This is a genomic window from Nocardia sp. NBC_00403, assembly GCF_036046055.1.
Classification (GTDB): Bacteria; Actinomycetota; Actinomycetes; order Mycobacteriales; family Mycobacteriaceae; genus Nocardia.
Genome location: NZ_CP107939.1, coordinates 2,958,804 through 2,985,442, shown reverse-complemented (window position 1 = coordinate 2,985,442; position 26,639 = coordinate 2,958,804). Strand labels below are relative to the sequence as shown.

The following is a 26,639-nucleotide window of genomic DNA, read 5'->3' as shown; positions in this document are numbered from 1 at the left end:
CCCGCCCTTCGGTTGTTCGCCGCGCCCGTTCCGGGTGTCGTCCACGCTCTATGCTGAGGGCCGTAGTGCGCCGGGAAGGAGGGCACGGGTGCCGAAGGACCCGTCCACCGTTGGAATCGCGCCGGGCGATGGTTTGATCGCACGCTTCGGTGCGGTCGTCGTGTACTTGGCCGGCGAAACGTCTTCCACCGACCGCATACTCGGTGCGATCGAAGCCGTCGCCGATGGCGAGCATCCCGGCGCGGCGATTGTGCAGCGCCTGGCCGCGGTGGTGTTCGGCGGTGGGTCGGAGCCACCGCCGTTCGGCGTGGTCGCGCCCACCGGCGATGGCACGGTCATCCTGTTGCGCGGGCCGGTGAGCGCCGAGATCCAGGGCGCGGAGGGGACCAGGCGGCTGGCCGGTGCGCGTGCGTTCACCTGGGTCGACGAGATCGTGCGCGAGCCGGTGCGGCAGATTTCGGTCGGCGCCGACACCGCGCTTCCCTTGACCACGCACCCACGCAGCAATTTGCGCGACGGCGTGGTTCCCGGAGGCGGTTTCGTGTTTCGTGTCGCGGTGCGGAAAAACGGGAAGGCCGCGCGCCCGGCGCCCGCCGCACCGCAGTCCGCGGCCGGGGACGAGCCACCACCGACGGCTCCGGCCGGCATGGTCGCGCTGTCGGAATCCGATACCCCGTCGAGCCACGAAGCTCGGGCAAGTGCGGAGATCGGCACCCGGGCGGGGCCATTGGCCTGGTCCGAGACATCGGACGCGACCCGGCCGACCACCTCCCCGCGACCGCAACCTATTGCGCTGGACAAGGTTCCGACGCAGGGCGGCGCGCGACCGCGGCGCGTGCGTCCCACCGGCAGCGCACCGGCGCCGGCAACCTCGACACTCGGTCCGGCCACCGGCGCGCTCGTCTTCGATGACGGCGCCGCCTACCCACTCGACCGCCCATACGTCATCGGCCGCAGCCCCATGTCCGACGATTCGGTGCGCACCGCCGCCGCCTCACCTATCGCTGTCCCGCGCGATCGGCATGTCTCGCGCATACACGCCTATGTCTCGCTCGAACGCGGCAAGGTCTATGTTCGCGACGCATCCACTCCCGCGGGAACTTTCATCGCGGCGCCCGGCGCCGAGCAATGGACCCGCGTCGGCACCGCACCCATCGAACTCCCGCCCGGCTGGAGTGTCCGCATCGGTGCGCGAATCGCCACCCATCGCATCGAAGAACGGCGCAAGGACGCCACGGAGATCTCCGGTGAACGCCGGGCTCACGGTTCGTCGTGACCGCCGCCGGAGGCCAGTGCGGAGCAGTCGCCCGCGCGAAGGTCGTTCAGTGCGTCGCCGGGAATCTTGACTCGATGCCGCACCGCATGCTGAGCCGCGGCCAGATCGGCGGGGTGATGGCCGAGCACGGTCGCACCGACTGCCCTGCCCTCTGACAAGCCGCAGTCGCACCATCCCACGTACCGCGGCCGAGCCGTTGCCGGGTGCCGCGGTCACACGTCACGCGCTGCCCAAGCCGTCCCGCGTGCCGCACTCAGGCCTTTCCACGCGTCCCAGTCGCACCTCCCCGCATACCGCTGTCGGGTCATCTTCCTTGCCGCAGTCGGGGGTCATGTCACACGCACGCAACCGGGCCTTCTTGCGTGCCCCGGTTGCGGAGCGGACCTGCGGCGGGTACGCACGATCGGACAGGCTGATCTCGGCCCCGCCGAGACAGCCTCCCTGCGGAGAGGACAATGACGACCATGCACCGTAATGGGCCGACACGCGACATCGACGAGACCGCGCTGAGCGTGACCGCACCGAAGGAGCAGGCGGCCGGGGTCACGGCCGTCGCCGTCGCGCTCAAACGCGCGGTCGAGGAGATGGGCGTGGTCCGCACCGCCCGCACGCTGGCCAGGGTCAACCAGGTACACGGTTTCGATTGTCCCGGCTGTGCCTGGCCCGAGCCGTCCGGCCATCGTCGCCCTGCAGAGTTCTGCGAGAACGGCGCGAAGGCGGTCGCCGAAGAGGCGACGCTGCGCACCGTCACCCCCGAATTCTTCGCCGCGCACTCCATCGAGGAGCTGGCCGACAAGTCGGGCTACTGGCTCGGTCAGCAGGGCAGGCTCACCCATCCGATGGTGCTGCGCCCCGGCGCCACCCACTACTCCCCCATCGAATGGGCCGACGCCTACCAGCTGATCGCGGAGCAGCTGCGTGCCTTGACGACTCCGGACGAGGCGCTTTTCTACACCTCGGGGCGCACTGCCAACGAGACCGCGTTCCTGTATCAGCTGCTGGTACGCAGCTACGGCACCAATAATCTGCCGGACTGCTCGAACATGTGCCACGAATCCTCCGGCGCCGCGCTGACCAGTTCCATCGGCATCGGCAAGGGCTCGGTCTCGATCGACGACTTCGATGCCGCCGACCTCATCATCGTCGCAGGCCAGAACCCGGGCACCAATCATCCGCGGATGCTGAGCGCACTGGCCGGGGCGAAGGCAAAAGGCGCCACGATCATCGCCGTCAATCCGCTGCCGGAGACCGGGTTGCTGGGCTTTCGCGATCCGCAGACCGTCAAGGGCTTCACCAGCGGCGTGTCCATCGCCGACGACTTCCTACAGATCCGCCTCGGCGGTGACATGGCGCTGTTCCAGGGGCTCGGCCGCCTGTTGTTCGAGGCCGAGGACGCCGCGCCGGGAACGGTGGTGGACCGCGAATTCGTCGACGCACATTGCGCGGGCTTCACGGAGTACGAAAAAAAGGTGCGGGCCGTCGATTTCGACACCGTCCGCGCGGCAACCGGGCTGACCGACGACGAACTCCGCCGCACCGCCCGGCTGCTGACCGAATCGCAGAACATCATCATCTGCTGGGCGATGGGCCTCACCCAGCAGAAGCACGGCGTCGCCACCATCGAGGAGGCGACGAACCTGCTGTTGCTGCGCGGCATGATCGGCAAGCCGGGAGCGGGTGTGTGCCCGGTACGCGGCCACTCGAACGTGCAGGGCGATCGCACCATGGGCATCTGGGAGAAGATGCCCGACTCCTTCCTCGACGCGCTCGATCACGAGTTCGGCATCACCAGCCCGCGCAAGCACGGCTTCGACACCGTCGATGCCATCCGCGCCATGCGCGAGGGCACGGCGAAGGTGTTCTTCGGGATGGGCGGCAACTTCGTCTCCGCGACGCCCGATACCGAGGTCACCGAGGCGGCGCTGCGCGGCTGCGCGCTCACCGTGCAGGTCTCCACCAAACTCAACCGCAGCCACGTTGTGCACGGGCAGACCGCGCTGATCCTGCCCACCCTCGGCCGCACCGACGAAGATCTGCAAGACGGCGTGAAACAGCAGGTGTCGGTGGAGGATTCGATGTCGATGGTGCATCTGTCCACCGGACGGCTGAAGCCGGTGAGCGACCAGCTGCGCAGCGAGGTCGCCATCGTCTGTGAGCTCGCGCAGAGCCTGTTCGGCGCCGACCACCCGGTGCCGTGGGCGCAGTACCAGCGCAACTACGACAAGATTCGCGATGCGATCGCGCGCGTGGTGCCCGGCTGCGCCGACTACAACGCCCGGGTCCGGCAGCGCAACGGTTTCGTGCTGCCCCATCCGCCGCGCGACTCCCGCGAATTCCACACCACCACAGGTAAAGCCAACTTCGCGGTGAACGATCTCACCTGGACTCCGGTCCCCGAAGGCAGGCTGATCCTGCAGACGCTGCGCAGCCACGACCAGTACAACACCACCATCTACGGCTTGGACGACCGGTACCGCGGCGTGCACGGGGGCCGCAAGGTGATCCTGGTGAACGCCGAGGACATCGCCGAATTGGGTTTCGCGGACGGCGAATTGGTGGATCTGATCTCCGAGTGGACCGACGGCACCGAACGCAAAGTGACCGGCTTCCGCATCATCGGTTACTCGACCCCACGCGGCAATGCCGCCGCCTACTACCCGGAGACCAATCCGCTGGTTCCGTTGGATCATGTTGCGGCACGGTCGAATACCCCGGTGTCCAAAGCCGTGACCATCCGGCTCGAGCGGCACACGCATGTCGGGCAGCCATCGTGACCGCACAGACCGTCGCCACCGATCGCCTGCCGAGAGCAGTGGGGTGCCGTCGTGAGTAGAGTGACCGCGCGCCGTCCGACGATCCGCATCACCTCCCACGGTGAGATCACCAGGCCCGACACCCTCGCGGTGGAGGAGCCGCTCGAAATCCGCCTCGGCGGAGAGCAACTCACCGTCACCATGCGCACTCCCGGCAGCGATATCGACCTGGTGCACGGATTTCTGCTGGGCGAGGGCATCATCGGCGCCACCGACGATGTGGTGAGCGCACGCTACTGCGCGGGCACCGACGAAAACGGGCACAACACCTACAATGTCCTCGACGTCCACTTGCGCACGCCGGTCCCGGTGCGCGGCCGCCACGTCCTCACCACCGGCGCCTGCGGGCTCTGCGGCAAGACCGCACTCGATGATGTGCACACCCGCACCCGATTCCCGATACCCGCCGACGGCCTCCTCGTGGACATCGCTACCCTTACCACCTTGCCCGGCGAATTGCGCACCCGCCAAGGCGTTTTCGACGCCACCGGCGGTCTGCACGCGGCGGGCCTTTTCACCGCGGACGGCACCGCCCTCGCCGTCCGCGAGGACATCGGCAGACATAATGCCGTCGATAAGGTGCTCGGCTGGGCACTGCGCGAAAACCGCATCCCGGCCCACGATCTGGTGCTGATCGTCAGTGGCCGAGCCTCCTTCGAATTGGTGCAGAAAGCGGTGATGGCAGGCATCCCGATGCTCGGCGCCGTCTCCGCACCCAGCTCGCTCGCCGTCGACCTGGCAGCCGAATCAGGCCTCACCCTCGTCGGATTCCTGCGCGGTCGGACCATGAACATCTACACCGGCTCGCACCGGCTCGACCGCACGTCGGTCAGCGATGCGCCGATTGTGCCCACCAACGTTGGGACCCGCCCCTGACGGTGCGCCTATTGCCCGTTCCCGATGTCCGAATTACGGTTGCTTCACCCGATCCAGAATTCGGCTTGAACGGAGCGCCCGATGCGGATTTCGGTGGAAGGCAAGTCCGGCGGCGTGCGCGTGCGCATGCGGTTCGAACAGTTTCGACGGCGGCTGCTGATCGTTCGGATCATGCTGGCGATCCTTGCTGTTCAGGGCGCGATCGTCGGTCTGTGGGCGGTCTTCGCACCGCACTCCTGGTACACCAGCTTCCCCGGTTTCGGCATGCACTGGATCTCGGTGGACGGGCCATACAACCATCACCTCGCAGGTGACGTCGGCGCCTTCTTCCTCGCCTTGACCGCGATCACCATCGCCGCGCTCGTCATCAACGGCACCGCGGTCGCCCGAGTGGCGGGAATCGGCTGGCTGACGTTCGGTCTACCGCACTTCATCTACCACGCCTTCCACAAACCGGCCGAGATGGGCGCGGGCAGCTTCACGCTCAGCCTGCTCGCCGCCGCCGTGCTGGTCATTCTCGGCCTCGGCTGTGTAGTCATCCCGCCGCGCGGCGACATCCCCATGTCCGACCCGGCGCCGATGGACATCCGGTTCCCGCGCCGCCGCCCGCGTTGATCGATCGGCACCACTCGTTTGCGGACCGTTGCTACCGAGTAGCCGAACGACTTACGGCGAGCCCCAAGCATCGATGGAGGTGAGGTGGTCCAGGGCCTTGCCGACGGCCGGGGCGCATAAATGATGGTCCGCAGGACCGAGCCACGTCATTTCCGCGATCTCCGCGGCTGGCGCTGGGTTGCCGTGGCCCGGCGCCGTGAAGCAGTGCATTTCGACGAGAGTGCCGGGACGCCCGTGGGCAGGAGCGGTGATGGTCACCACGGGCTCGATCCGATGCGCCTCCAACTCGACGCCGACTTCTTCTCGAACTTCACGAACGAGCGCTCCCGCCAGGGTTTCACCCGGCTCGGGCTTGCCGCCCGGTAGGTAGAAGGCGTCACGTCCTCTGGTGCGGACCGCAAGCAAGCGGCCGTACTCGACGCACAACCACGCCACCGACGTGAGCGTTCGTTCCTCGATCATGGTTACCTCGACAGTTGAGACGCGATCAGGCGTCCAGTGCCTCGAGCAATGCGGCACGCTGGCGAGCGCCGAGTCCACCGATGCGGCGGTCCTCGGGAATCTCGGCCTGGTCCAGCAGCTTGGCGGCCTTCACCGGGCCGACGCCGGGCAGGGCCTTGATCACGGCCGCGACCTTGGTCTTCTTGACCAGCTCGTCGCTATCGGCCTTCTTCAGCAAATCGGCAACCGAAACCTTGCCAGCCTTCACTTTGCCGATCAGTTCGGAGCGCGCCTTGCGGACCGCAGCCGCCTTGGCCAGCGCCTCAGTGCGCTGCTCCGCGGTCATGGTAGGCAGTGCCATGTCTCCTCCGCTTTCACTCGTCACTCGAACATCTGGTTGACCGGACCGATTCAACAGCACGTCGCCGACAGCGCAAGTCCGACACACCGGGGCGCGACCGGCGGAAATAGCGATGAGTTTCCCGAGCCCGCGCCGTCGAATCAGGTAAGAGGCCCGCGCACGGCGGGCGGCAAGGGCGAAAGGAACCCCCGCCATGGAGTTGTCATTCACCCAGTTCATCACCCTTGATGGCGTCTATCAAGCGCCTGGCGGACCACAGGAGGACCCGAGCGGCGGGTTCACCCACGGCGGCTGGTCGGCGCCCTACGGCGACGAGGACTTCGGCGCTTCCATGACCGAGGTGTTCCAACAGGTTGACGTCTTCCTGCTCGGTCGGCGCACCTACGAGATCTTCGCGGGCTACTGGCCCAAGGCCACCGACCCGACGGATCCCATTGCCACCACACTGAATTCGCTTCCCGAGTACGTATTGAGCCCCCACCTGGACAGCGCGGGATGGGGGCCCGCCGAGATGCTGCGCGGCGACCTGGTCAAGGAGGTGACCGCACTCGAGGAAGCCCGGTCGCGAACGGCAGGTGCACGGGAGCGGCAATCCGGCGCAGGGTCTGCGGGCCGCGGGCCTGATCGACACCATGCACCTGCTTACCTTCCCGGTGCTGCTCGGCACCGGGAAGCGGCTGTTCACCGAGGATGTGCAGCCCACCGGATTCGACCTCACCGATCCCCGCACCACCGCTTCGGGCGTTGTCATCGCGACCTACCGCAATGCGGGTGCCCGAGGTACGGATCGCTTGAATAAGTGACGGGCGTAACATCGAAGGCCCCGCGTACGACACCATCAACGACAGCACCCGAATGGGACGAAGGTTCAATGGCGAACCAGGCGGATCAACGGCGATCCCCGACCCCGGGCGCGATCGAACGGCAGCAGCCGGCCGATCGTCACCGTGTCCCCGAAGGTGCTACGCACCGGGAGTTCCGGGGCCGTCGGCGCGCGCATCCGCTCGGCGGCCGATCCGGTAGGTATCGAGAGTGCAATCATCGACTCCGGCATCATGGACACTGCTACGCTCCGAATTAGAACATGTTCCAATTCGGCAGGAGTTTCCATGGCACAGCAGATCCGCGATGTGGTCGAGCAGTACGTCAAGCTGGTCGGCTCGGGTCCGACCGAGGAGATCGTCAACCTCTACGCCGCAGGCGCGACCGTCGAGGATCCCATCGGCTCCGAGGTCAAACAGGGCCACGCTGCCATCCGTGAGTTCTATGACGTGATCGCCAACCTCGATCGGGAAACCGAACTGAAGCCGGAGACCATCCGCATCGGAGGCAATCACGCTGCCTTCATGTTCAGCATCATCACCAAGTTCGGCGACCAGCGCTTCACGCTGACCCCCATCGACGTGATGGAGTTCGACGACGACGGCAAGATCATCAGCATGCGCGCATACTGGAGCCCTGACGATATGCACACCGAAGCGGTGTAGCCCGACGGGCCAACGCGTGCGGTGGATCACACCCGGCTGCCCGTCACATTCCATGATCCCTCCTCGTCCGAGTAACAGGACAACGTTGGATCGAAGGAGAACCGTGATGGAAACAACCCGTATCCCCGCCGTCACCCCCGAGCAGGCGGGGCCGCTCACCAAACTGTTGTACCGCATTGCCGAGCGACGCTTCGGCGCGGTGCCCGAACCGTTCGCGGTGACGGCCAACCACGGAAAGCTGCTGGCCGCCAGCGGTATTCACGAAGTGCTGATGGAACGAGCATGCACAAAATTGCCTGCCGCCATCCGCGAGATCGCCGTATACCGCGTGGCCTGGATCGTCGGCTGCTCATGGTGCATCGACTTCGGCGCCATGCTCATGCGGCACGGCAACCTCGATGTCGACCGCCTCGAGCACATCGCGGAGTATGAAACCTCACCGCTCTACAGCGCCGACGAACGCGCCGCGATCGCCTACGCCGACGCCCTCACCGCGACCCCGACCACCGTCACCGACGATCAGGTCGCCGACCTCGAAAAGCGTTTCGGCCGTGCGGGTGTCATCGAACTGACCTACCAGATCGGTCTGGAGAACATGCGTTCACGCTTCAACTCCGCGCTCGGAATCACGACACAGGGATTCAGCACCGATTCCTGCCGAGTTCCCTGGACCCAGGACTGACCCCCGCGAAACGACCGTGCCGCCCGTCGAACAATGTCGACGGGCGGCACGGGAAAGCCGCTATGCGGCGTCGGCTATCACTTCGGCCAGGCTGGTCACCGTCTGGAAAACCGCCACATTGCCAGCGGCGGCGAGCAATCGGTCGACACAGCGTCGGCCGGTGATCAGCACGAGCTTGCCTCCCGCAGGCCCCACCACCGCCTCGGCCTCGATCAATACCCGCAGACCTGCGCTGCCGAAGAACGTCACCCTGGACAGATCGACCACCACCACAGACCCGGCGGTCCCGAGGGATCCGATCAGACTGCTCCGGAAGACATCGGCGCTGTAGTAGTCCACCTCGCCAACGAGGGCACACAGCGTGACCGAATCCGTAGGTGTCATGAGGGTGACCCGCAGGCGGTCGGACGGACCACGACCGGACGGCCACGGCTGCGCGAAGTGAGTGGCGGATTGGCTGGAAGTAGCAACAACAGTCGACATAAGGACCTCGGTCCGGTCGCGCGCGGCACGCTCGAAACATTGCCGGCGTTCAGTTTCGCCCGGATGCCTCAGCTCCAGGACTGGGCTGGTTGCTCAACCCTGGATAAGTATTACCCCAACAGACAGGTCTGTACACCTCTGATATGACCTGATGTCCACCAATGGGCGAGGACACGTCGCCTCTACTACCGCTGGCCTCCACTACGACGACGCAGCATGGCGTAGTAGATGTACTGCATCTCGAGCGGGTTGGTGAAAACGCTCACCAGCTCGAACCCGAAGTGTTCGTCGAGCCATTCGACACAGGTTGTCAGCCTCGCCAGCAGGCCCTGCTGATCCGGGCCCGGGTCCCGGAGCATGCCGCCCTCAGTGCGCGAGAAGACCACGAGATGTGTGTGTTGATAGGTCCGCATGTCGACGGTGCCACTGAGCACGCCGCGGACATCCAGCAGCTGACCCGGCCCCGCCGGATGCAGCAGTGGCTGCGGTTGCACCCTGAAATCCCCCTGCTGTCAAGCGACTACGCCGACTTCTCGCGCCGCTCGGTGCGCTGCGCCTTGCGCGGCACGATGGTGGGCAGCACGTTGTCGTTGACCGTGTCGGCGTCGACGACCACCTTGGCGACATCATCGCGGCTGGGGATGTCGTACATCACCGGCAGCAGGACCTCTTCCATGATGGCGCGCAGACCGCGCGCGCCGGTGCCACGCAGGATGGCCTGATCGGCGATCGCCTCCAGCGCGTCCGTGGTGAACTCGAGGTCGACGCCGTCCATCTCGAACAGTCGGATGTACTGCTTGACCAGCGCGTTCTTCGGCTCGGAGAGGATCTTGACCAGGGATTCCTTGTCGAGATTGGTCACCGAGGCGACGACAGGAAGGCGGCCGATGAACTCGGGGATCAGACCGAACTTGATCAGATCCTCCGGCATCACCTCGGCGAAGTGATCCGAGGTGTCGACCTCCGCCTTGGAGCGCACCTCGGCGCCGAAGCCGATGCCGCGGTGTCCGGTGCGGTCGGAGACGATCTTCTCCAGCCCGGCGAACGCACCCGCCACGATGAACAGCACGTTGGTGGTGTCGATCTGGATGAATTCCTGGTGCGGGTGCTTGCGTCCACCCTGCGGCGGCACGCTGGCCTGAGTGCCCTCCAGGATCTTCAGCAGCGCCTGCTGCACGCCCTCGCCGGAGACATCGCGGGTGATCGAAGGGTTCTCGCTCTTGCGAGCGATCTTGTCCACCTCGTCGATGTAGATGATGCCGGTCTCGGCCCGCTTCACATCGTAGTCGGCGGCCTGGATCAGCTTCAGCAGAATGTTCTCGACGTCCTCGCCGACATACCCGGCTTCGGTCAGCGCGGTGGCATCGGCGATCGCGAAGGGCACATTGAGCATCTTGGCCAGGGTCTGCGCGAGGTAGGTCTTGCCGCAACCGGTCGGCCCGAGCATCAGGATGTTCGACTTGGCGAGCTCGACCGTCTCGCCACGGCTGTCGCGACCCTTGTCGCCGGCCTGGATGCGCTTGTAGTGGTTGTAGACAGCCACCGCGAGCGTGCGCTTGGCCGTGTCCTGCCCGATCACGTAGTTCTCCAGGAAGTCCCGGATCTCGGCAGGTTTGGGCAGCTCATCGAGTTTGACCTCGCTGGACTCGGCCAGCTCTTCCTCGATGATCTCGTTGCATAGATCGATGCACTCGTCGCAGATGTACACCCCTGGTCCCGCAATGAGCTTCTTGACCTGCTTCTGGCTCTTTCCGCAGAACGAGCACTTGAGCAGATCGCCGCCGTCTCCGATGCGCGCCATCTCGTGGGTCCCTACTTCCTTGTCCGCGTGCAACCGTCCGTCCAGGTTGCCGGCAATCCGCCACCCTCGGGTGTAATCACGAACACCTCGAGCGTTCCGGCGGGTCGAGCACTGCCGTCAACCGGGAGCAAAGGCCCCTAGGTTGACCGTACCCGGTGTGCGCGACGGAGGTCGACAACTCGAGCATGTTTCTCGCCGGGGTTGCGCGAGTTCTCACGGCACTAGAACACGTTCTCCCCGAGCTGCGGCCGAAACCAGGTCCGGCCGCCTGCCTCGTGGCCTATCCCGCCGGACACCCTTCCGGTCGGTCGGTTCCATCGAAGCAATCCGGCCGGAACGGATGCCGAGCGGCACCTGTCCCGGCCGGATTTACCTGACTAACAGCAACATACGAGCGACCGGCGCAACCCGTATCCAAGGCGTACCCCAGAATCACTGCCTGACACCCGATCGCGCGCGGAGATTACTTCTGTGCGCTGAGCTTGCGGTAGTCGAACACCGTGTCGATGATCCCGTAGTCCTTGGCCTCCGCGGCCGTCAGGATCTTGTCGCGGTCGGTGTCCTTGCGGATGGTGTCCGCGTCCTTGCCGGTGTGGTAGGCCAGCGTCGTCTCCATCAGGCGACGCATGCGCTCGATCTCGGCGGCCTGGATCTCCAGGTCCGAAACCTGCCCCTGGATGCCACCCTCCAGCGACGGCTGGTGGATCAGCACACGGGCGTTGGGCAGGCAGGCACGCTTGCCGGGGGTGCCCGCGGCGAGCAGCACGGCGGCCGCGGAGGCCGCCTGACCGAGGCAGACCGTCGCGACGTCGGCACGCACGTACTGCATGGTGTCGTAGATGGCCATCAGCGACGTGAACGAGCCACCGGGCGAGTTGATGTACATGGTGATGTCGCGGTCGGGATCGAGCGATTCCAGCACCAGCAGCTGCGCCATGATGTCGTTGGCCGAGGCGTCGTCCACCTGCACGCCGAGGAAGATGATGCGCTCCTCGAACAGCTTGTTGTACGGGTTGGACTCCTTGACACCGAAGCTCGAGTGCTCGATGAACGACGGCAGGATGTAGCGCGCCTGCGGGCTCTGCGGTGCGATACCGCCGAGGCCGGCGCGTGGGTCGATCAGGTTGGCCATCTTCGTCTCCAAAGTCTGAGTGGGTGAGCGGTTCTCAGCCGTTGCGACTGGTTGCAGGTCGCTCGAAATGGTCGGCTACTTCGTGCCGTTCCCCGCCTGGTTCGCGTGGCTGATCACGTGGTCGATGAAGCCGTACTCGAGCGCCTGCGTCGCGGTGAACCACCGGTCGCGATCGGCGTCGATGGTGACCTGCTCGACCGACTTGCCGGTGTGCTGCGCCTGCAACTCGTTCAGCTCACGCTTGGTGTGCGCGAACTGCTCGGCCATGATCGCGATATCGGCCGCGGAACCACCGATGCCTGCCGAAGGCTGGTGCATCATGATGCGCGCGTGCGGCAGCGCGTAGCGCTTGCCCTTGGTACCCGCGGTGAGCAGGAACTGCCCCATCGAGGCCGCCAGACCCATGCCGTAGGTGGCGATGTCGCACTCGGCGAACTGCATCGTGTCGTAAATGGCCATACCCGCGGTCACCGAACCGCCGGGCGAGTTGATGTAGAGCGAAATGTCCTTGACCGGATCCTCCGCCGAGAGCAGCAGGATCTGGGCGCACAGCTTGTTCGCGATGTCGTCGTCGACCTGAGTGCCGAGGAAGATGATGCGCTCACGCAGCAGGCGCTCGTACACCGAATCACTGAGGTTGAGACCAGCAGTAGCGGCTGTCATGACCCCTGCCTGGTTGATTGTCACGGATACCTGCCTTCTCTTCTCACCGGCTTGTCACTGAAACCTACACAGCGCTGATTGCTACAGAGCCATCACCGTTCGCTGTCACAAACATTAACGAAACAGGGCGGCACCGAACTCCCGGCACCGCCCTACTTCGCTCACAGCGCAATCTCGCCAGCGCTCGATTGCGCTGTGCGCGAGGGCGCACTGTGTCCGCGGTTCACTCGCTACGCTCGCTCACTGCGCAATCACACAACCACTCGGCCGTCGATCACGCTGGCATTCCATGAAATTATTCGGCGCTCGCGGCGGCGGTTTCTTCGGCGTCGGCCTCGGCCGCGGAACCCTCAGGGGCGCCGAACATTTCGGCGGTGTCCACCGAGTTGCCCTCGGAGTCGGTGACCTTCACCTGGCCGACGACACCGGCGAGCGCCTTGCCGCGGCGCACATCGGCGAACACCGCGCCGAGCTGGCCCGCCTGCTGCACCTGCTGGATGAACTGTTCCGGCGACAGGCCGTAACGCTGCGACTGGAACAGGATCCGCTCGGTGAGCTCCTCCTGGCCGACCTGGGTGTTCTCCGCCTCGGCGATGGCGTCCAGCAGCAGCTGGGTCTTCACCGACTTCTCGGCGGACTCCTTGGTGTCGTTGTCGAACTCTTCGCGGGTGCTGCCCTGCGCCTCGAGCGCGGCGGCGAAGGCGTCCTCGTCGTGGTCGAAGCCGTGCACGGCATCGTGCAGCACGGCGTCGATCTCGGCCTTGACGACGGCCTCCGGCAGCGGCACCTCGACCTGCTCCAGCAGCGCCTCGAGCACCTTGTCGCGGATCTCGCCTGCCTGCTCGACCTTCTTGACCCGCTCGACGCGGGTGCGCAGGTCGGCCTTCAGCTCTTCGAGGGTGTCGAATTCACTGGCCAGCTGAGCGAAGTCGTCGTCGGCCTCGGGCAGCTCGCGCTCCTTGACCGAACCGACGGTGACGGTGATGACCGCTTCCTTGCCCGCGTGTTCGCCGGCGACCAGCGTGGAGGTGAACTCGGCGGACTCGCCGGCCGACAAGCCGGTCAGCGCCTCGTCGAGACCCTCGATCAGCTGGCCGGAACCGACCTCGTGGGACAGGCCGGTGGTGGCGGCTTCCGGCACATCCGCACCGTCCACGGTGGCCGACAGGTCGATGGACACGAAGTCGCCGTCCTCGACCGGACGCTCGACACCGGTCAGGGTGCCGAAGCGCTGGCGCAGCGACTGCAGCTGCTCCTCGATGTCCTCGTCACCGATGCTGAACGCGTCGACCGACACCTCGATGCCGTCGTAGGCGGGCAGGGTGATCTCGGGACGCACGTCGACCTCGGCGGTGAACGCGAGCTCCAGGCCGTCCTCGATCTTGGTGATCTCGATCTCGGGCTGACCGATGACCTTCACCTCGGAGGTGGTGACGGCCTCGCTGTAGCGCGCGGGCAGCACATCGTTGACGACCTGCTCCAGGATCGCGCCACGGCCGACACGGGCCTCGATCAGCTTGGCCGGAGCCTTGCCCGGGCGGAAGCCGGGGATACGGACCTGGTTCGCCAGTGCCTTGTACGCCTTGTCGAAGTCGGGCTTCAGTTCCTCGAAGGGCACCTCGACGTTGATCCGGACCCGGGTCGGGCTCAGCTGCTCGACGGTGCTCTTCACGGACATGCTCCTTGTTCGTTGGTGGTTCTGGTCGACTTGCTTCTCATCGACATGGGCGCCTTGCTCTCATGGACATGGACGCAGCGCGCCCACGCGCACGCATCCCGACAAGGTTAGTTGACCGGTCGCGGCGGGTTGCGGGCAGCACCGTCCTAGACCGTCCCAGCGGCTGCTTGCGAGTCGCAGGCGAAAGATCAGCTCTTGGGAACGGTGACCGCGTCGGTGACGAAAACGAGAGTCTCGTTCGGCTTGATGCCGTTGCCACCCGCGCCGTATCCGAGGTCCGGCGGGATGATCAGCAGCCGCCGCGTGCCCTGCTGGACACCGACCAAGCCCTGGTCCCAGCCGGGAATGACCTGCCCGGCGCCGAGGGGCAGCTGGAACGGCTTGCCCCGGTCGAAGGAGCTGTCGAGCTTCTTCTTGTCCGACCAGGTGACCAGCGAATAGTTCATGGTGAGTTGCTGGCCCGCGACCGCGCCCGGTCCGCTGCCCTCGACCAGGTCCTTGACGATCAGCTGCTTGGGCGGGTCGCAATCGTCGGGGATGGTGATCTTCGGATTGGCGCCGAACCCACCGTCGACCTTGATGTCGTCGGCGGTGCATTCGCGACCCTTGCTCTGCGGCGCGCCCGCCGCGAACGAGGACGTCTTCGCCGCCGCGGTGGTCGTCGCGGACGCCGAGTTGTTGTCGTCCCCCGACCCACACGCGGTCAGTGCGAACGCAGCCGCGGCGATGGCGCCGAGGCCGATGATCCTGCCGAGTATTTGCATGCGGCGCACCCTAATCCACGCGCGGCCACCGGCATCGTGCCGCCCTGACCACACGGCGGGTCGAACGCTCGACAGTCACGCAGGGACAAAGCCCGCAGTTTGGGCGGCTACGGCGGGCACGGGAGCCGATGCCGTGCACAGACCCCTGACTTGCCGTCCGACTGCCGGTAGCCTGACGAGGAATTCTCCATCCGGTGTTGTCGATCGTTCTTCGACAACCGTGCAGGACCCGGCGACAGCGGTTCCTCCGGTACCGCTCCCGATGCCCCGAGCGTGAGGAGAGTCGGCGTATGACGCAGATGGCCAATGTCGGGGGCGATACCTCGGCCGACAATGTCGACAGCAGTGGCGGTGCGACGATCGCGCCGCGGCCCTATCGGCTGGCGCAAGTGCCCGGTCCGCTCGACCGCGGCGAACTGGAGTCGATCGACGCGTGGTGGCGGGCGGCGAACTATCTCGCGGTCGGCCAGATTTATCTGATGAGCAATCCGCTGCTGCGGGAACCGTTGCGGGCCGAGCACGTCAAACCGCGGCTGCTCGGACATTTCGGCACCGTGCCCGGCTTGAATCTGGTCTGGGCGCACGCCAATCGGGCCATCCAGCAGCGCGATCTGAACGCGGTGTTCGTCGCGGGGCCCGGGCACGGCGGGCCGGGCCCGAATGCGTGTGCCTGGCTGGAGGGCACGTATTCCGAGCTCTACAGCCATGTGCCACAGGACGGTTCGGGGATGGGTGCGCTGTTCGCGCAGTTTTCCTTTCCCGGCGGCGTGCCGAGTCACTGCGCGCCCGAAACGCCTGGCTCCTTTCACGAGGGCGGCGAACTCGGCTATTCGCTGCTGCATGCCTTCGGCGCGGCGCTCGACAATCCGGATCTCACCGTTTTCTGCGTAGTGGGCGACGGCGAGGCGGAGACGGGTCCGCTGGCCACCAGCTGGCACGCCGATAAGTTCCTCAACCCGGGCCGCGACGGCGCGGTGCTGCCGATCCTCGCGCTGAACCAGTACAAGATCGCCAATCCGACGGTCCTGGCACGCATTCCGGAATCCGAGCTGCTGATGCTACTGCGTGGGTACGGCTACGAACCGATCGTCGTCTCGGGGGACGATCCGGCGGCCGTGCATCAGGCGATGGCCGCCGCCATGGACGACTGCTTGGACCGCATCCGGCAGATCCAGCGTGCCGCGCGCGCGGGTGCCGACGGGGTGCGCCCGATCTGGCCGATGATCGTGCTGCGCACACCGAAGGGCTGGACCTGCCCACCGGTGGTCGACGGCAATCAGGTCGAGGGCACGTTTCGTGCACATCAGGTGCCGTTGCCCGCCGCGCGTACCGACGACCGGCACCGAGCGGTGCTCGAACAGTGGCTGCGCTCCTATCGACCGGAAGAGTTGTTCGACGAAGCGGGCCGACCGGTGGCTGTGCTCGGCGAGCTGGTGCCGCGCGGCGATCGACGGATGAGCGCCAATCCAATTGCCAACGGCGGCACGCTCGTTCGCGATCTTCGGCTCCCGGACTGGCGCGACTACGGCGTCGAGGTCGAGTCACCCGGCGCGAGCAGTCACGAAGCGACCCGAGTGCTCGGCGGCTGGTTGCGCGACGTCACCGCGGGCAATACAGACAACTTCCTCACCTTCGCGCCCGACGAACTGGCCAGCAATCGGCTGCAGGACATCCTGGAGGTCACCGGGCGCAATTGGCAGGCGGAGGTGGGCGAATTCGACGTCGACCTCGACCGGTTCGGCCGGGTGATCGAGGTGCTGTCCGAGCACATGTGTCAGGGCCTACTCGAGGGCTATCTGCTCACCGGCAGGCACGGAGTTTTCACCTGCTACGAGGCGTTCATCCATATCGTCGACGCAATGTTCAACCAGCACGCCAAATGGCTCGACGCCAGTGCGGAAGTTCCGTGGCGACGTCCCATCGCCAGCCTCAATTACCTTTTGTCGTCGCATGTTTGGCGTCAGGACCATAACGGATTCACTCATCAGGACCCCGGATTCCTCGACGTGGTGCTGAACAAGAAGCCATCGATCGTGCGCGTGTATCTGCCACCGGACGCGAACACGCTGCTGTCTACCTTCGACCACTGTCTACGCTCGCGGCACTACGTCAATGTGGTGGTGGCGGGCAAACAGCCACAGGCGGACTGGCTTTCGGTGCCCGATGCCGCCGTGCACTGCGCCCGCGGCGCAGGCATCTGGGACTGGGCCGGGCACAACGACGATCCCGGCACCACACCGGATGTCGTACTCGCCTGCGCAGGCGACGTGCCGACCTTGGAAACCCTTGCTGCCGCGGCCATCCTGCGCGAGCGGCTGCCCGAGCTGCGCATCCGGGTGGTGAATGTGGTCGACCTGATGCGGCTGCAGCCGCCCGACGCACATCCACACGGCCTGCCCGATAGCGAATTCGACACCCTGTTCACTCGCGACCGTCCGGTGATCTTCGCCTTCCACGGCTATCCCTGGCTGATCCACCGCCTGACCTACCGTCGCGCGAACCATGACGGAATGCACGTGCGTGGATACAAGGAAAAAGGCACCACGACAACTCCTTTCGATATGGTCATGCTCAACGACCTCGATCGGTACCACCTGGTGATGGATGTCGTCGATCGGGTGCCGACACTGCGGGACAAGGCAGCGGGCCTGCGTCAGGAGATGGTCGACGCCCGCTGGAATGCGCGTGCATGGACCCGCGAACACGGCGAGGACATCCCCGCTGTCGCCGACTGGACCTGGCCGAAGCTCAGCCTCTGACGCAGAATACGGCCGCCGGGACCGCGAAACTTCCTTGCGGCGCCTGCCCGGCTGAGGAGCTCAACAGTCAATGGCTCCTGCTGGACACCGAGTTGATGCCGTGGTCGGCCAAGGCGGCCGGCCTGCTGCGCAACCAATATGCGGCGGTAGGTGCGTCGGCACGGGCCTCGCTCGGCGCGGCCACCGAATTGCTGGCCGCAGGAGCGGGCCGTGGCCTCGACATCGCCGACCCCGCGGATCGCACTGCCGCCCGCAAGTCGGACGCGGACGCATTCACCACCGCCTATGGCCGGTACTGCTGGCCGGTCGACGGGCTGGCCGGACTCCGGCTCGCCCCGTTCCAGGTCCTGGCCGCCGACGGCGTCAACTACGCGGTGCGCGACCATGATTGGCACCTGGAGCGGGTCGACCGACTGGTCGCGGCGGATAGCGATCTGTTCGCCGCGACCGCACGGATGATCGTCGACCTCGCACAGCCCGACTGCGAAGCAGCGGCCACCGCGTGGTGGTCGGAGCTGACCGCTGCGGGCGGTGAGGGCATGGTCGTCAAGCCGGTCGAGGCGCTGGTGCGCACCGCGGCGGACCGGCTGGTCCAGCCGGGCGTGAAATGCCGTGGACCCGAGTACCTTCGGATCATCTACGGCCCGGAGTACTTGCGCGAAGACAACCTTCGACGCCTACGCACTCGCGGCCTCGGCCGCAAGCGGTCGATGGCGCTGCGCGAGTACGCACTCGGCCTGGAGGCGCTGGATCGTTTCGTCGCGGGCGAACCGCTGTGGCGTGTCCACGAAGCCGTCTTCGCGGTCCTCGCCCTCGAAGCCGAGCCGGTCGATCCTCGGCTCTGACCGCCGAAAACAAGCCGGTCACTACCCGGTGAAGCCGGGTAGCGACCGGAATCAGTCGCTGGTCGCCGCGGCGGTGGACATCACTTCTTCTTGCGGAACACGCCCTTGACACTGTCGACGATGCGCAGGAGGCCGCGCATGGCCATCGGGAAGAAGGCCGCCTTCATGAATTCGAAGTAGTTCGGGTTATAGCGGGCGACATACGAGATCGCCGGGTCGACGGATTCGACCTGGTGCCACCAGAACATCGGGATGTAGAGAATGTCACCGGTCTCCAGAACCACGTCGTAGTACGACGCGTGCCGCAGCTTCTCGAAGCTGTTGCGATCCGGCTCGAACTCGTCGGGCAGCCCGGTGTAGGGATCCGAGGCTTTGAACGGCACCTTGCCGTACACATTGCGGTATTCGTTCGGTGGGAACAACCGGACCCGCTTGCGGCCGTGCAACTGGATCAGCAGGCCGTGCCACGGATCGTTGTGCAGCGGAGTCAGGTTCCCCTGCTGCCCGATCCACACGCTGCTGGCCGCCGTGCTCTGCGCGCGGTTGCCGACGCGCGCGGGCAGCTGATCGGCCAGGGGACGCGGATCCGCCGCGGAGCGCGAGTAGTAGTTCTTGCCCGGCTTCGGCTGGTCGAAGACGGCGTCCATGACCTCGCGGTACTCGAGCACCTCGACCGGCGAGGTTTCCTGAGTGAACACGTTGGTCGTGCTGGTCAGCGCGGCCACCTTCTCACTGCCGTACTTGCTGCGCAGCTCCTGGGGCTGGTAGTTCTCGAAGACCGACCAGGTCTTGGCGACACCACGGAAGACGACCGGGGTCTGCTTGTCGAAGACCTCCTCGAGCAGGAAGTCCTTGGCAGGCACCTCGATATTCTGTTGACCGCCCGTGGACGGCTGCACAGCATCTCGGACGCTCCGACCGAGCCAGAACGCAAAACTGGCGAAGAAAATCGGTGCCAGCGTCGCCGGCCTCTCGTCGTAACCCTTGGTCATGTCCCAATCTTCCAACAAAATCAGGTGCCCACCGCCTGTCGGCCGGCTGCTCGACGCGACTATCGGCGCGCCCTCGGCCGATGCTACATCCGCTGCAGCAGACGAGGACTGCGGGAAAGCCCCACTGGTGAGGACAGCAAACGCGTGATTACTCCGTGCCGGGGCTCGCGGCATCGTGCCGCCGGGCGGCAGCGGTCTCGACCGCGGTTGAGCAAGCGACCATTGCCGCCCGTAAGTGACACCCGTTACAGTTTGCGTTAGCACGCTGCTTGCAACTGTTACATGCCAGCTTGCAGGCGTTTTTGACAGACAAAGGAGTCTGACCATGCCCGCTGCGAGCATCGACGCGCCAGGCCACATGGTGATCGACGACCGGTTCACCACGGTCGCCGCCAAGTTCTTCTCGATGTTTCGCCGCGAGAGTCAGGGCGGGGGCGGGCTTGCGGTCTACTTGCACGGCGAGCCTGTCCTCGACATCTGGGCGGGTTGGGCCGACACCGACCGACGCTGGCGGGCGGACTCCATGGCGCTGTCGTACTCGACCGGCAAGGGCGTCGCGGCGACCATCGCACATCGCCTCGTCGAACGCGCCGTGCTCGACCTGGACGAGCCGGTGGCGACCTACTGGCCGGAGTTCGCGGCGAACGGCAAGGCGGACATCACGATTCGTGAAGTGCTCAACCATCGTGCCGGGCTGCAGCGCACCCGCGGCCTGGTCGAGAACCTGGACGACCTGCTCGACCATGACGCCGTCGCGGCCGCCATGGCCGCCTCCGCGCCCGACCCGATGCGATTGCGCGCGTCCGGCTATCACGGCCTGACCTTCGGCACACTCGTCGCGGAGATCGCCCAGCGGGCCACCGGCCGCAGCTTTCCTGAGGTGGTACGCAACGAACTCGCCGAACCGCTCGGCGACAACGACTTCTGGTTCGGTGTGCCCGAGCATCAGCGTCACCGCCTGACCCGGCTCGCACCCCGCCTCGGCGTCGCGGGGGTGCCCTTCGACACGCTGATCGCCCCGTTCGCGGCGGTGCGAATCGTCCGCTCGGCGCGCAGCGCCATCTACGACGGCTGGGCCGACATGACCCTCGGCCGGCGTCCCTACGACGCCATGATGCCCGGCTGGAATGGCGTTTTCACCGCACGCTCGCTGGCCAAGATGTACGGCGCCATCGCCAATGACGGCATGGTCGGCCACCGCCGCCTGCTGCGGCCCGAGACCACCCGCCGCATCGCCGAGATGCCGCCGAACGGCCGCTACGACTACGTCCTCGGCGCCGCACCCCATTTCGCCCTCGGCTACCACCGCGCCATCGTCGGCGCCAAACTCACCAGGCATGCGTTGGGCCACTTCGGCATCGGCGGCTCCGGCGGCATCGCCGTACCTCGACTCGGCCTATCGATCGGCTTCGTCACCAACCACCTCGGCAACCACGCCATGTCACTCGGCGACGCCCGCCTACCCATGCTCGCCGCCATGTCCGAGCGCGCCGCGCGCTCGGCAGACACCGACAGCGCCTCCGGTCGCTTCGACACCACCGCGGCGGCGAGCTGACCGGTCCGAGCCCGCCGCCCGCCTCGGCAGACACCGAGCACCTCCGGTCACCTCGGCACCACCGCGGCGGCGAGCTGACCAGTCCGACCGTCGGCAACGACAGGACGCTGCTCGGCGTGGATACACGGTCTGCTGCGGAGGCCCCTGAGGTCGACGGCCGGTCAGGTCGGCTGTTTCGGCAGTGTGAGGCCGAGGGAGCGCACGAGGTGGCCGATTTCGTTGCGGTAGAGCTTGTCCGGGGCGTTTGTTTGTGAGCGCAGGTGGCCGAGGATCTCCAAGGAAACCAGGCCGTGCAGGTGGCCCCAGATGCGTAGCGCGATCGCGATGGCGGCCGGGGGCAATCCCGGGAAGTCCTGCGCGACCTCGCCGACGAGTTCGTCGTCGAAGTCCGACCACTCGAAGCCGCTGTCCGCGTACAGCTTTTCGGCATGCGGCCAAGCGCCTGCCGCCAGGCCCGTGAGACCCGCGCACACTCGATGCTCGGCCTCGGGGGCCGCACCGCCCGCCGGTGGCTGATAGCCGGGCACCGGATCGCCGTAGATGAGGCGGAAACCCTCGGAATTGGCCAAAGCCCATTCGCGGAAGGCGCAGGCCCAGGCCAGGATTCGGCCTGCGGGGTCGGCCGGCGGGCAGGCGTCCCGCGCCGCTTCTACGGTGTCGGCGAGTTCGCTGTACACGTCGTTGATGAGCGCGGTGACCAGGTCATCGCGGGTGGCGAAGTAGCTGTAGACCGCGTTGGCGGTCATGCCCATCTCACGGGCGATCGCCCGCAGGGTGATCGCGCCGGGTCCACCGTCGGCCATCAGGCGCAGGGCAACCTGCTTGATCTCGGTTGTCGTCTCGGAACGTCGCAGTTCCCGCCTCTTCGGCGCCGCAGTGGCCACGGAGCCACTTTACAGCGGCGTGCAGAAACTATACGTTGCATAGAAACTTCACAGCGTATAGTTTTTACACGCCGTACCAAACAGCTCTAGGAGAACCGTGTTCATCGGAATCATCGGCGCGACCGGCACTATCGGCAGGCGGGTGCACGCCGAAGCCGTAGCCCGCGGCCATCACGTCACCGCGTTCAGCAGAGATGCGAGTGGACAGGCAGCCGATCAGCCGAACGTCGCCTGGCGCAGCCTCGACGTGTTCGACAGCGCCGCCGTCGCGGCCGCCCTGCCCGGGATGGACGTGCTGATCAGCTGCTATCAGCCAGGCAATGCCGCAACGGACTTCGCGGGCACGGTGGCGACATCGATCGCCGACCCGACCGTTTACGCGACCGCGGCTCGCTCGCTGGTCCAGGCGCTCGGCAGCCATCCACGCACCCGCCTGATCGTCGTGGGCGGCGCGGGCAGCCTGGAATTCGCGCCGGGCCGGGTCACCGCCGACGACGACCAGCGCCTCACCGACACCCTCGACAGCGTCGGCCTGCCCCGGGAGTACGCGGCGGCGGTGCGCGGGCACCGCGACGCACTGACCGTGCTGCGTAGTTCGAACCGGTGGTGGACCTACTTCAGCCCCGCCGAACTGATCGCACCGGGCGAACGCACCGGCCGCTACCGCGTCGGCGGCGATCAGCCGGTGCTCGATGCCGACGGTCACAGCCGCATTTCGATCGAGGACGCCGCCATCGCGCTGCTCGATGAGGCCGAGCTGCCGCGATTCGTGCAGCGACGCTTCACGATCGGCTACTGACCCAACTCCTGCGCCTTCAGCTTTCGCCACCCACCGGCGCGGTTGTTGGCGATGATCTGGCGGACCATGGTCAACAGCGCCGGAGCATTGAGGGTTTCCCCCTCGCGGATCGCCACCGTGCGCGCGGTCTTGTTGTCGTGACCTGCGGTGATGATGCCCTCGGGGTCCGGCACGATGGCGCCGTCGTAGAGGAACACATTGACGTGCAGTCTCGCCGCGAGCAGCGCGCAGATATTGCCATCCAGCACGAAATACGGCTGGACGGTCCGCTTGACCGTCTCGGCGACCTCCGGGTCCGCCTCGTGCACCAGTTCGCGAACCTCGTGACAGATCCGCTGCTGCCACTCGGGTAGCGCGTCGATATAAGCGTCGACGCGTGGGTCGGCCTTATAGGACATGCAAATAATCCAAACACAGACACCCGCCGGCGCGTGCCGTGTTGCGGCAGGCGACGGCGGGTGTTCGCGCTCAGTAGTTGTGGCAGGTGTCGGCCGCGGTCTGCATCTTGTCGCGCATTTCGGTGAAGCGCGGGTCGTTGCGGCGTTCCTCGATCTTCCCGCGGTGCTCCTCGATGCGCTCCTTGACCTTGGGATCGTCGAGACGCTGCTGGATGGCGGCCTTGCGCTGCTCGGGCGGCAGATTCAGCAACTGCTCCAGCTTCGCCTTGCGCTCCGGGTTGGCGTCGAGGCGGGCAGCGAACTCGGGGGCCGCCGCGTGCAGCGCGGCATCCACCTGAGCGAAGGAGCACGTCGTTTCGGCGAGCAGGTGGCCCGGCCCGCCCGGCGCTGCCGCGGCGATTCCGGGAACCAGCAGCGCCGCCGATGCACCGACGGCGAACACGCCGCCCGCCACGGCGATCCGGATACGACTCGATGTGGACCTCATGTTCGAAACCTCTCCCAGTGGGTGAATCCGATGTCGATCAACGACACCTGGGATCGAACCCGCGAATTCTAAGACCAGCCTGGGAACCAGCTGCGAACCACATCCGTATCGAACCCGAGGTCGGTAACAGATAGCTCGGGACGCCGAATGCACCGGCCGCTACCGCACCGCTTCTTCCCAGCACGCCCAACAGCTACAACCGAGGGGTGGGGTGACCCGCTGCCGGAACCGGGTGGTGGTGGCCGATCACGGCAACGCCCTGGCCGACAGGCCGGAGAACATTGCTGTCGAACTGTTGTCGGGGTGACAGGATTTGAACCTGCGACCCTCCGCTCCCAAAGCGGATGCGCTACCAAGCTGCGCTACACCCCGTTGCCCTCGCGGCGGTATCGGCCGCCGCAGAGGATGAATAACCCTGTGTGGAGCGGGTGACGGGAATCGAACCCGCACCATCAGCTTGGAAGGCTGAGGTTCTACCATTGAACTACACCCGCAGGCATACGACATCAATGGGATCGCCACGATGCCGTGTGCGTACCGACTGTACCGAACGTCGCTTCGGAAGCGCTAATCGCCCCACGCGGACCGGTGCGCCGCAATCGTTCTCGCCGGTACCGCCCCGCGTTGACCACTGGTTGTAGGTCGCGGCTATAGCCGACGAGCAGAGTGGGTTCGCTCCTACTTCGGACCCGCTCCGGCGCGCCGTCGGCGTGTCGGTTCGCGACTTCCCAGCGAACGAGATTCGTGTGTAACGTCCGAGCATCGATAGCGATGACATACCCGATCGCCATTCGTATAGGTTCGGGAACACGTTGTAAAACAGCGTTTTTCGAAGCCGGGTGGCTTGCTAGGATCCTTTTTGCCGGACGGGGGTATCTGGAAAGGGGGCGGTGAGCGTGCACCAGGCAAGGTGGACACAGCCGCATGGCAGTGGGAACGATCGGGGTGAGGCCGGCGCCGGTGTGGGTTCAACACACCGCGCTACCGACTCGAGCTGTGCCGGGTGAGTGCGATGGCGACCGACATCGAGCCCCCGGTAGCCGCCATGGCCCGAGCCTGGGCGCGTGCTGTCTGCGCCGAGCCGGGTTCCCACGCGGCACCCAGGCAACTGGAGCCGGTATTGATCGAGATCATCGAACGACTGCTGCAACTGGCCAAGTCCGAGCCGTTCCCCGTGCCAGAGGCGCGGATGCTCGGCGCCCGGCTGGTCGAGGCCCCGTTCGAAAGGACCAGGATGCTGGCGCAGGCCACCAGGTGGCTGCTCGGCTTCCCGGCGGGCGCACCGGGATCGTTGGTCGCCACGCGCTGGCCGTTGGTCGCCAGCCAAGCCATCGACAGCTATGCCCAGGCCCTACAGGAGCGCGCACTCGCGCAGCAGGAACAACATATTTCGGCCGCGGTGTCGCTGCGGGTGCAGGAAATTGCCGCGTTGCAGCATCGGCTGCGCCACGAGGCGACCCACGATGCGCTGACCGATCTGGCCAACCGCACACTGCTGCAGGACCAGGTCCGGCTGATGGCGGCCGATCCCACCCGCGGCGTCGGCCTGCTGCTGATCGACCTGGACCGCTTCAAGCAGATCAACGACGGCTTCGGCCACGCGGTCGGTGACGAGGTGCTCGTCGAGCTCGCGCGCAGGCTGCGTGAGATCTGTCCGCCGGACACCGTGATCTGCCGCTACGGCGGCGACGAATTCGTGCTCGCTACCAATCCACATCACAACACCCTCGGCGATCTCGCGCACCAGATCGTCGGTGCGCTGCGCGACCCGGTGTGGTCGACGGCCGGGCCGGTGCCGGTCTCGGCCAGCGTCGGCACCGCCTACTGCGCACCGGGCAGCCCCTGCGATTTCACCGACCTGCTGCGCCGGGCAGATCGCGCGATGTACTCGGCGAAGACCGCGGGCGGCAAGCGGTTCGCACTCGCCGAATCCGACGAACCGGAGATCAAGACGGCCGTCGCAGGCTGAGGATGACCCGCGCAGCGTTTCTACATCCGCACCGCGGCTGTGGGTCAGCCTGCTTGGCAGCTGGGGCACCAGAACAGGTTTCGCGTCTCCAGCTCGGCATGCCGGATCGGAGCGCCGCAGACACGGCATGCCGAGCCGGGACGGCGGTAGACGTAGGTCCGTGGCCGGTCGACCGCGTAGGACGGTTCACCGTGGTCGTGTTCGGGCCGGACGACGACCATATTGCCGACCCGCACACCGACCCGCATCAGCGCGACCAGATCGGTCCACATCGCGGCCCACTCGTCGGCGCTCAGCGCAGTCCCTGGCCGCTGTGGCGAAATGCCGTGCCGGAATAGCAGTTCCGCCCGGTAGACGTTGCCGACACCGGCGAGCACCTGCTGATCCATCAGCAATGCGCCGATCGGCCTGCGCGAGCGATGGATTCGCTGCCAGGCCCGATCCGGGTCGGCGCCGCGCCGCAGCGGGTCGGGGCCCAGCCGATCGGTCAGCGCCGCCACCTCGGCGTCGGTGTACACCTCGCAGGCAGTGGGGCCGCGCAGGTCGGTGCCGAAGCCGGGCAGCTCGCCCGATCCGCTGCCGAACATCCGCATCCGTACCTGCCCGACCGGCTCCCCCATCGGCACCGGCGCCTCGGTGAACTTCCCGTACAGTCCGAGATGCACGTGCACGACGAGCCCCGACTCGTAGTGGTGCAGTAGGTGTTTGCCCCACGCCTCGGCCCGCACCAGCAGCTGGCCATCGACCCGCGCGGCCCCGGCCGCGAACTTCCCCTGCGGGCTCGACACCCGCACCACACCGCCCGCGAGGCGCCGCTGATGCAGCTTCGCGAGACGGTGCAGCGTATGTCCCTCAGGCACAGTTGATGACGACCGCGCC

Annotated in this window: 27 protein-coding genes and 2 tRNA genes; 12 read left to right on the top strand and 17 right to left on the bottom strand. The window is 66.4% G+C overall.

Annotated elements, in window-relative coordinates; genetic code table 11:
* Positions 1-88: 88 nt before the first annotated feature.
* On the top strand, positions 89-1,276 hold the full coding sequence (locus tag OHQ90_RS13210; RefSeq protein WP_328410442.1) for an FHA domain-containing protein: 1,188 nt from the start codon (positions 89-91) through the stop codon (positions 1,274-1,276).
* Here OHQ90_RS13210 and OHQ90_RS13205 read toward each other — a convergent pair.
* Entirely contained in the window at positions 1,261-1,434 is a 174-nt protein-coding gene (locus OHQ90_RS13205) for a hypothetical protein (protein ID WP_328410440.1), read from the bottom strand. The genes OHQ90_RS13210 and OHQ90_RS13205 overlap by 16 nt on opposite strands.
* 306 nt (positions 1,435-1,740) lie before the next feature.
* On the opposite strand from OHQ90_RS13205, the gene OHQ90_RS13200 reads away from it, so the two are divergent.
* The 3 genes from OHQ90_RS13200 (at position 1,741) to OHQ90_RS13190 (ending at position 5,580) form a co-directional block, all read left to right on the top strand.
* Positions 1,741-4,050 carry an FdhF/YdeP family oxidoreductase gene (locus OHQ90_RS13200; RefSeq protein WP_328412807.1) on the top strand — a complete coding sequence of 770 codons (2,310 nt, stop codon included), beginning with the start codon at positions 1,741-1,743 and terminating at the stop codon, positions 4,048-4,050.
* A 51-nt stretch (positions 4,051-4,101) separates the two neighbouring features.
* Entirely contained in the window at positions 4,102-4,965 is an 864-nt protein-coding gene (gene fdhD, locus OHQ90_RS13195) for a formate dehydrogenase accessory sulfurtransferase FdhD (RefSeq protein WP_328410438.1), read from the top strand.
* Positions 4,966-5,046: 81 nt separating this feature from the next.
* Positions 5,047-5,580: a hypothetical protein gene (locus tag OHQ90_RS13190; RefSeq protein ID WP_328410436.1), complete on the top strand. Its 534-nt coding sequence runs from the start codon at positions 5,047-5,049 to the stop codon at positions 5,578-5,580.
* 51 nt (positions 5,581-5,631) lie between these two features.
* Here the strand turns inward: OHQ90_RS13190 and OHQ90_RS13185 are convergent, their stop codons facing one another.
* Complete coding sequence (locus OHQ90_RS13185) at positions 5,632-6,042, bottom strand: NUDIX hydrolase (RefSeq protein ID WP_328410434.1); 411 nt, start codon at positions 6,040-6,042, stop codon at positions 5,632-5,634.
* Between the two features lie 25 nt (positions 6,043-6,067).
* Complete coding sequence (gene mihF / locus OHQ90_RS13180) at positions 6,068-6,382, bottom strand: integration host factor, actinobacterial type (protein ID WP_328410432.1); 315 nt, start codon at positions 6,380-6,382, stop codon at positions 6,068-6,070.
* 575 nt (positions 6,383-6,957) lie between these two features.
* On the opposite strand from mihF, the gene OHQ90_RS13175 reads away from it, so the two are divergent.
* From OHQ90_RS13175 to OHQ90_RS13165, 3 genes are all read left to right on the top strand, one after another.
* On the top strand, positions 6,958-7,185 hold the full coding sequence (locus OHQ90_RS13175) for a dihydrofolate reductase family protein (RefSeq protein WP_328410430.1): 228 nt from the start codon (positions 6,958-6,960) through the stop codon (positions 7,183-7,185).
* Positions 7,186-7,491: 306 nt separating this feature from the next.
* Entirely contained in the window at positions 7,492-7,869 is a 378-nt protein-coding gene (locus tag OHQ90_RS13170; RefSeq protein ID WP_328410429.1) for a nuclear transport factor 2 family protein, read from the top strand.
* Between the two features lie 106 nt (positions 7,870-7,975).
* Positions 7,976-8,551 carry a carboxymuconolactone decarboxylase family protein gene (locus OHQ90_RS13165; RefSeq protein ID WP_328410428.1) on the top strand — a complete coding sequence of 192 codons (576 nt, stop codon included), beginning with the start codon at positions 7,976-7,978 and terminating at the stop codon, positions 8,549-8,551.
* 60 nt (positions 8,552-8,611) lie between these two features.
* On the opposite strand, the gene OHQ90_RS13160 is transcribed toward OHQ90_RS13165, so the two are convergent.
* The 7 genes from OHQ90_RS13160 to OHQ90_RS13130 all read right to left on the bottom strand — a co-directional run bounded on the left by OHQ90_RS13160 (position 8,612) and on the right by OHQ90_RS13130 (position 15,072).
* A complete protein-coding gene (locus OHQ90_RS13160; protein WP_328410426.1) occupies positions 8,612-9,034 on the bottom strand; it encodes an STAS domain-containing protein in 423 nt (140 codons plus the stop codon).
* 185 nt (positions 9,035-9,219) lie between these two features.
* A complete protein-coding gene (locus tag OHQ90_RS13155) occupies positions 9,220-9,528 on the bottom strand; it encodes a hypothetical protein (RefSeq protein ID WP_328410424.1) in 309 nt (102 codons plus the stop codon).
* A 26-nt stretch (positions 9,529-9,554) separates the two neighbouring features.
* On the bottom strand, positions 9,555-10,835 hold the full coding sequence (clpX, locus tag OHQ90_RS13150; protein WP_328410422.1) for an ATP-dependent Clp protease ATP-binding subunit ClpX: 1,281 nt from the start codon (positions 10,833-10,835) through the stop codon (positions 9,555-9,557).
* 463 nt (positions 10,836-11,298) lie between these two features.
* Entirely contained in the window at positions 11,299-11,967 is a 669-nt protein-coding gene (locus tag OHQ90_RS13145; protein WP_328410420.1) for an ATP-dependent Clp protease proteolytic subunit, read from the bottom strand.
* A 75-nt stretch (positions 11,968-12,042) separates the two neighbouring features.
* Positions 12,043-12,630: an ATP-dependent Clp protease proteolytic subunit gene (locus OHQ90_RS13140; protein WP_328412806.1), complete on the bottom strand. Its 588-nt coding sequence runs from the start codon at positions 12,628-12,630 to the stop codon at positions 12,043-12,045.
* Between the two features lie 295 nt (positions 12,631-12,925).
* Complete coding sequence (gene tig, locus OHQ90_RS13135; protein ID WP_328410418.1) at positions 12,926-14,302, bottom strand: trigger factor; 1,377 nt, start codon at positions 14,300-14,302, stop codon at positions 12,926-12,928.
* A gap of 194 nt (positions 14,303-14,496) precedes the next feature.
* Positions 14,497-15,072 (bottom strand): FKBP-type peptidyl-prolyl cis-trans isomerase, encoded by a 576-nt coding sequence (locus OHQ90_RS13130; RefSeq protein WP_328410417.1) that lies wholly within the window; start codon positions 15,070-15,072, stop codon positions 14,497-14,499.
* A gap of 290 nt (positions 15,073-15,362) precedes the next feature.
* On the opposite strand from OHQ90_RS13130, the gene OHQ90_RS13125 reads away from it, so the two are divergent.
* Complete coding sequence (locus tag OHQ90_RS13125; protein ID WP_328410415.1) at positions 15,363-17,831, top strand: phosphoketolase family protein; 2,469 nt, start codon at positions 15,363-15,365, stop codon at positions 17,829-17,831.
* Positions 17,762-18,676 carry a hypothetical protein gene (locus tag OHQ90_RS13120; RefSeq protein ID WP_328410414.1) on the top strand — a complete coding sequence of 305 codons (915 nt, stop codon included), beginning with the start codon at positions 17,762-17,764 and terminating at the stop codon, positions 18,674-18,676. Before OHQ90_RS13125 ends, OHQ90_RS13120 begins: the two co-directional genes overlap by 70 nt.
* A gap of 80 nt (positions 18,677-18,756) precedes the next feature.
* On the opposite strand, the gene OHQ90_RS13115 is transcribed toward OHQ90_RS13120, so the two are convergent.
* Complete coding sequence (locus OHQ90_RS13115; RefSeq protein ID WP_328410413.1) at positions 18,757-19,668, bottom strand: cupin-like domain-containing protein; 912 nt, start codon at positions 19,666-19,668, stop codon at positions 18,757-18,759.
* A gap of 325 nt (positions 19,669-19,993) precedes the next feature.
* Between OHQ90_RS13115 and OHQ90_RS13110 the strand changes: the two genes are divergently transcribed.
* Positions 19,994-21,223, top strand: a complete 1,230-nt coding sequence (locus OHQ90_RS13110; protein WP_328410411.1) for a serine hydrolase domain-containing protein — start codon at positions 19,994-19,996, stop codon at positions 21,221-21,223.
* A gap of 161 nt (positions 21,224-21,384) precedes the next feature.
* On the opposite strand, the gene OHQ90_RS13105 is transcribed toward OHQ90_RS13110, so the two are convergent.
* On the bottom strand, positions 21,385-22,107 hold the full coding sequence (locus OHQ90_RS13105; RefSeq protein WP_328410409.1) for a TetR/AcrR family transcriptional regulator: 723 nt from the start codon (positions 22,105-22,107) through the stop codon (positions 21,385-21,387).
* 97 nt (positions 22,108-22,204) lie between these two features.
* Between OHQ90_RS13105 and OHQ90_RS13100 the strand changes: the two genes are divergently transcribed.
* Complete coding sequence (locus OHQ90_RS13100; protein WP_328410407.1) at positions 22,205-22,906, top strand: NAD(P)-dependent oxidoreductase; 702 nt, start codon at positions 22,205-22,207, stop codon at positions 22,904-22,906.
* Here the strand turns inward: OHQ90_RS13100 and OHQ90_RS13095 are convergent.
* From OHQ90_RS13095 to OHQ90_RS13080, 4 genes are all read right to left on the bottom strand, one after another.
* On the bottom strand, positions 22,900-23,304 hold the full coding sequence (locus OHQ90_RS13095) for a DUF1801 domain-containing protein (protein WP_328410405.1): 405 nt from the start codon (positions 23,302-23,304) through the stop codon (positions 22,900-22,902). The genes OHQ90_RS13100 and OHQ90_RS13095 overlap by 7 nt on opposite strands.
* Before the next feature lie 70 nt (positions 23,305-23,374).
* The gene (locus tag OHQ90_RS13090) at positions 23,375-23,791 is read right to left on the bottom strand and encodes a hemophore-related protein (RefSeq protein ID WP_328410403.1); all 417 of its coding nucleotides are present in this window, start codon (positions 23,789-23,791) and stop codon (positions 23,375-23,377) included.
* A 298-nt stretch (positions 23,792-24,089) separates the two neighbouring features.
* Positions 24,090-24,163 (bottom strand) — tRNA-Pro (locus tag OHQ90_RS13085).
* A gap of 48 nt (positions 24,164-24,211) precedes the next feature.
* Positions 24,212-24,285, bottom strand: a tRNA-Gly gene (locus tag OHQ90_RS13080).
* 518 nt (positions 24,286-24,803) lie between these two features.
* On the opposite strand from OHQ90_RS13080, the gene OHQ90_RS13075 reads away from it, so the two are divergent.
* On the top strand, positions 24,804-25,760 hold the full coding sequence (locus tag OHQ90_RS13075; protein WP_328410401.1) for a GGDEF domain-containing protein: 957 nt from the start codon (positions 24,804-24,806) through the stop codon (positions 25,758-25,760).
* 44 nt (positions 25,761-25,804) lie between these two features.
* Here OHQ90_RS13075 and OHQ90_RS13070 read toward each other — a convergent pair whose 3' ends face one another.
* On the bottom strand, positions 25,805-26,620 hold the full coding sequence (locus OHQ90_RS13070) for an Fpg/Nei family DNA glycosylase (protein ID WP_328410399.1): 816 nt from the start codon (positions 26,618-26,620) through the stop codon (positions 25,805-25,807).
* Positions 26,621-26,639 lie beyond the last annotated feature (19 nt).

Bases quoted from the DNA above. Each gene is read 5' to 3' on its own strand.
- OHQ90_RS13090 (WP_328410403.1), bottom strand. From the start codon at position 23,791: ATGAGGTCCACATCGAGTCGTATCCGGATCGCCGTGGCGGGCGGCGTG.
- OHQ90_RS13120 (WP_328410414.1), top strand. From the start codon at position 17,762: ATGGACCCGCGAACACGGCGAGGACATCCCCGCTGTCGCCGACTGGAC.
- OHQ90_RS13160 (WP_328410426.1), bottom strand. From the start codon at position 9,034: ATGTCGACTGTTGTTGCTACTTCCAGCCAATCCGCCACTCACTTCGCG.
- OHQ90_RS13095 (WP_328410405.1), bottom strand. From the start codon at position 23,304: ATGTCCTATAAGGCCGACCCACGCGTCGACGCTTATATCGACGCGCTA.
- mihF (WP_328410432.1), bottom strand. From the start codon at position 6,382: ATGGCACTGCCTACCATGACCGCGGAGCAGCGCACTGAGGCGCTGGCC.
- OHQ90_RS13110 (WP_328410411.1), top strand. From the start codon at position 19,994: ATGCCCGCTGCGAGCATCGACGCGCCAGGCCACATGGTGATCGACGAC.
- OHQ90_RS13130 (WP_328410417.1), bottom strand. From the start codon at position 15,072: ATGCAAATACTCGGCAGGATCATCGGCCTCGGCGCCATCGCCGCGGCT.
- OHQ90_RS13200 (WP_328412807.1), top strand. From the start codon at position 1,741: ATGCACCGTAATGGGCCGACACGCGACATCGACGAGACCGCGCTGAGC.
- OHQ90_RS13145 (WP_328410420.1), bottom strand. From the start codon at position 11,967: ATGGCCAACCTGATCGACCCACGCGCCGGCCTCGGCGGTATCGCACCG.
- OHQ90_RS13185 (WP_328410434.1), bottom strand. From the start codon at position 6,042: ATGATCGAGGAACGAACGCTCACGTCGGTGGCGTGGTTGTGCGTCGAG.
- OHQ90_RS13140 (WP_328412806.1), bottom strand. From the start codon at position 12,630: ATGACAGCCGCTACTGCTGGTCTCAACCTCAGTGATTCGGTGTACGAG.
- OHQ90_RS13075 (WP_328410401.1), top strand. From the start codon at position 24,804: ATGGCGACCGACATCGAGCCCCCGGTAGCCGCCATGGCCCGAGCCTGG.
- clpX (WP_328410422.1), bottom strand. From the start codon at position 10,835: ATGGCGCGCATCGGAGACGGCGGCGATCTGCTCAAGTGCTCGTTCTGC.
- OHQ90_RS13170 (WP_328410429.1), top strand. From the start codon at position 7,492: ATGGCACAGCAGATCCGCGATGTGGTCGAGCAGTACGTCAAGCTGGTC.
- OHQ90_RS13165 (WP_328410428.1), top strand. From the start codon at position 7,976: ATGGAAACAACCCGTATCCCCGCCGTCACCCCCGAGCAGGCGGGGCCG.
- OHQ90_RS13190 (WP_328410436.1), top strand. From the start codon at position 5,047: ATGCGGATTTCGGTGGAAGGCAAGTCCGGCGGCGTGCGCGTGCGCATG.
- OHQ90_RS13115 (WP_328410413.1), bottom strand. From the start codon at position 19,668: ATGACCAAGGGTTACGACGAGAGGCCGGCGACGCTGGCACCGATTTTC.
- OHQ90_RS13125 (WP_328410415.1), top strand. From the start codon at position 15,363: ATGACGCAGATGGCCAATGTCGGGGGCGATACCTCGGCCGACAATGTC.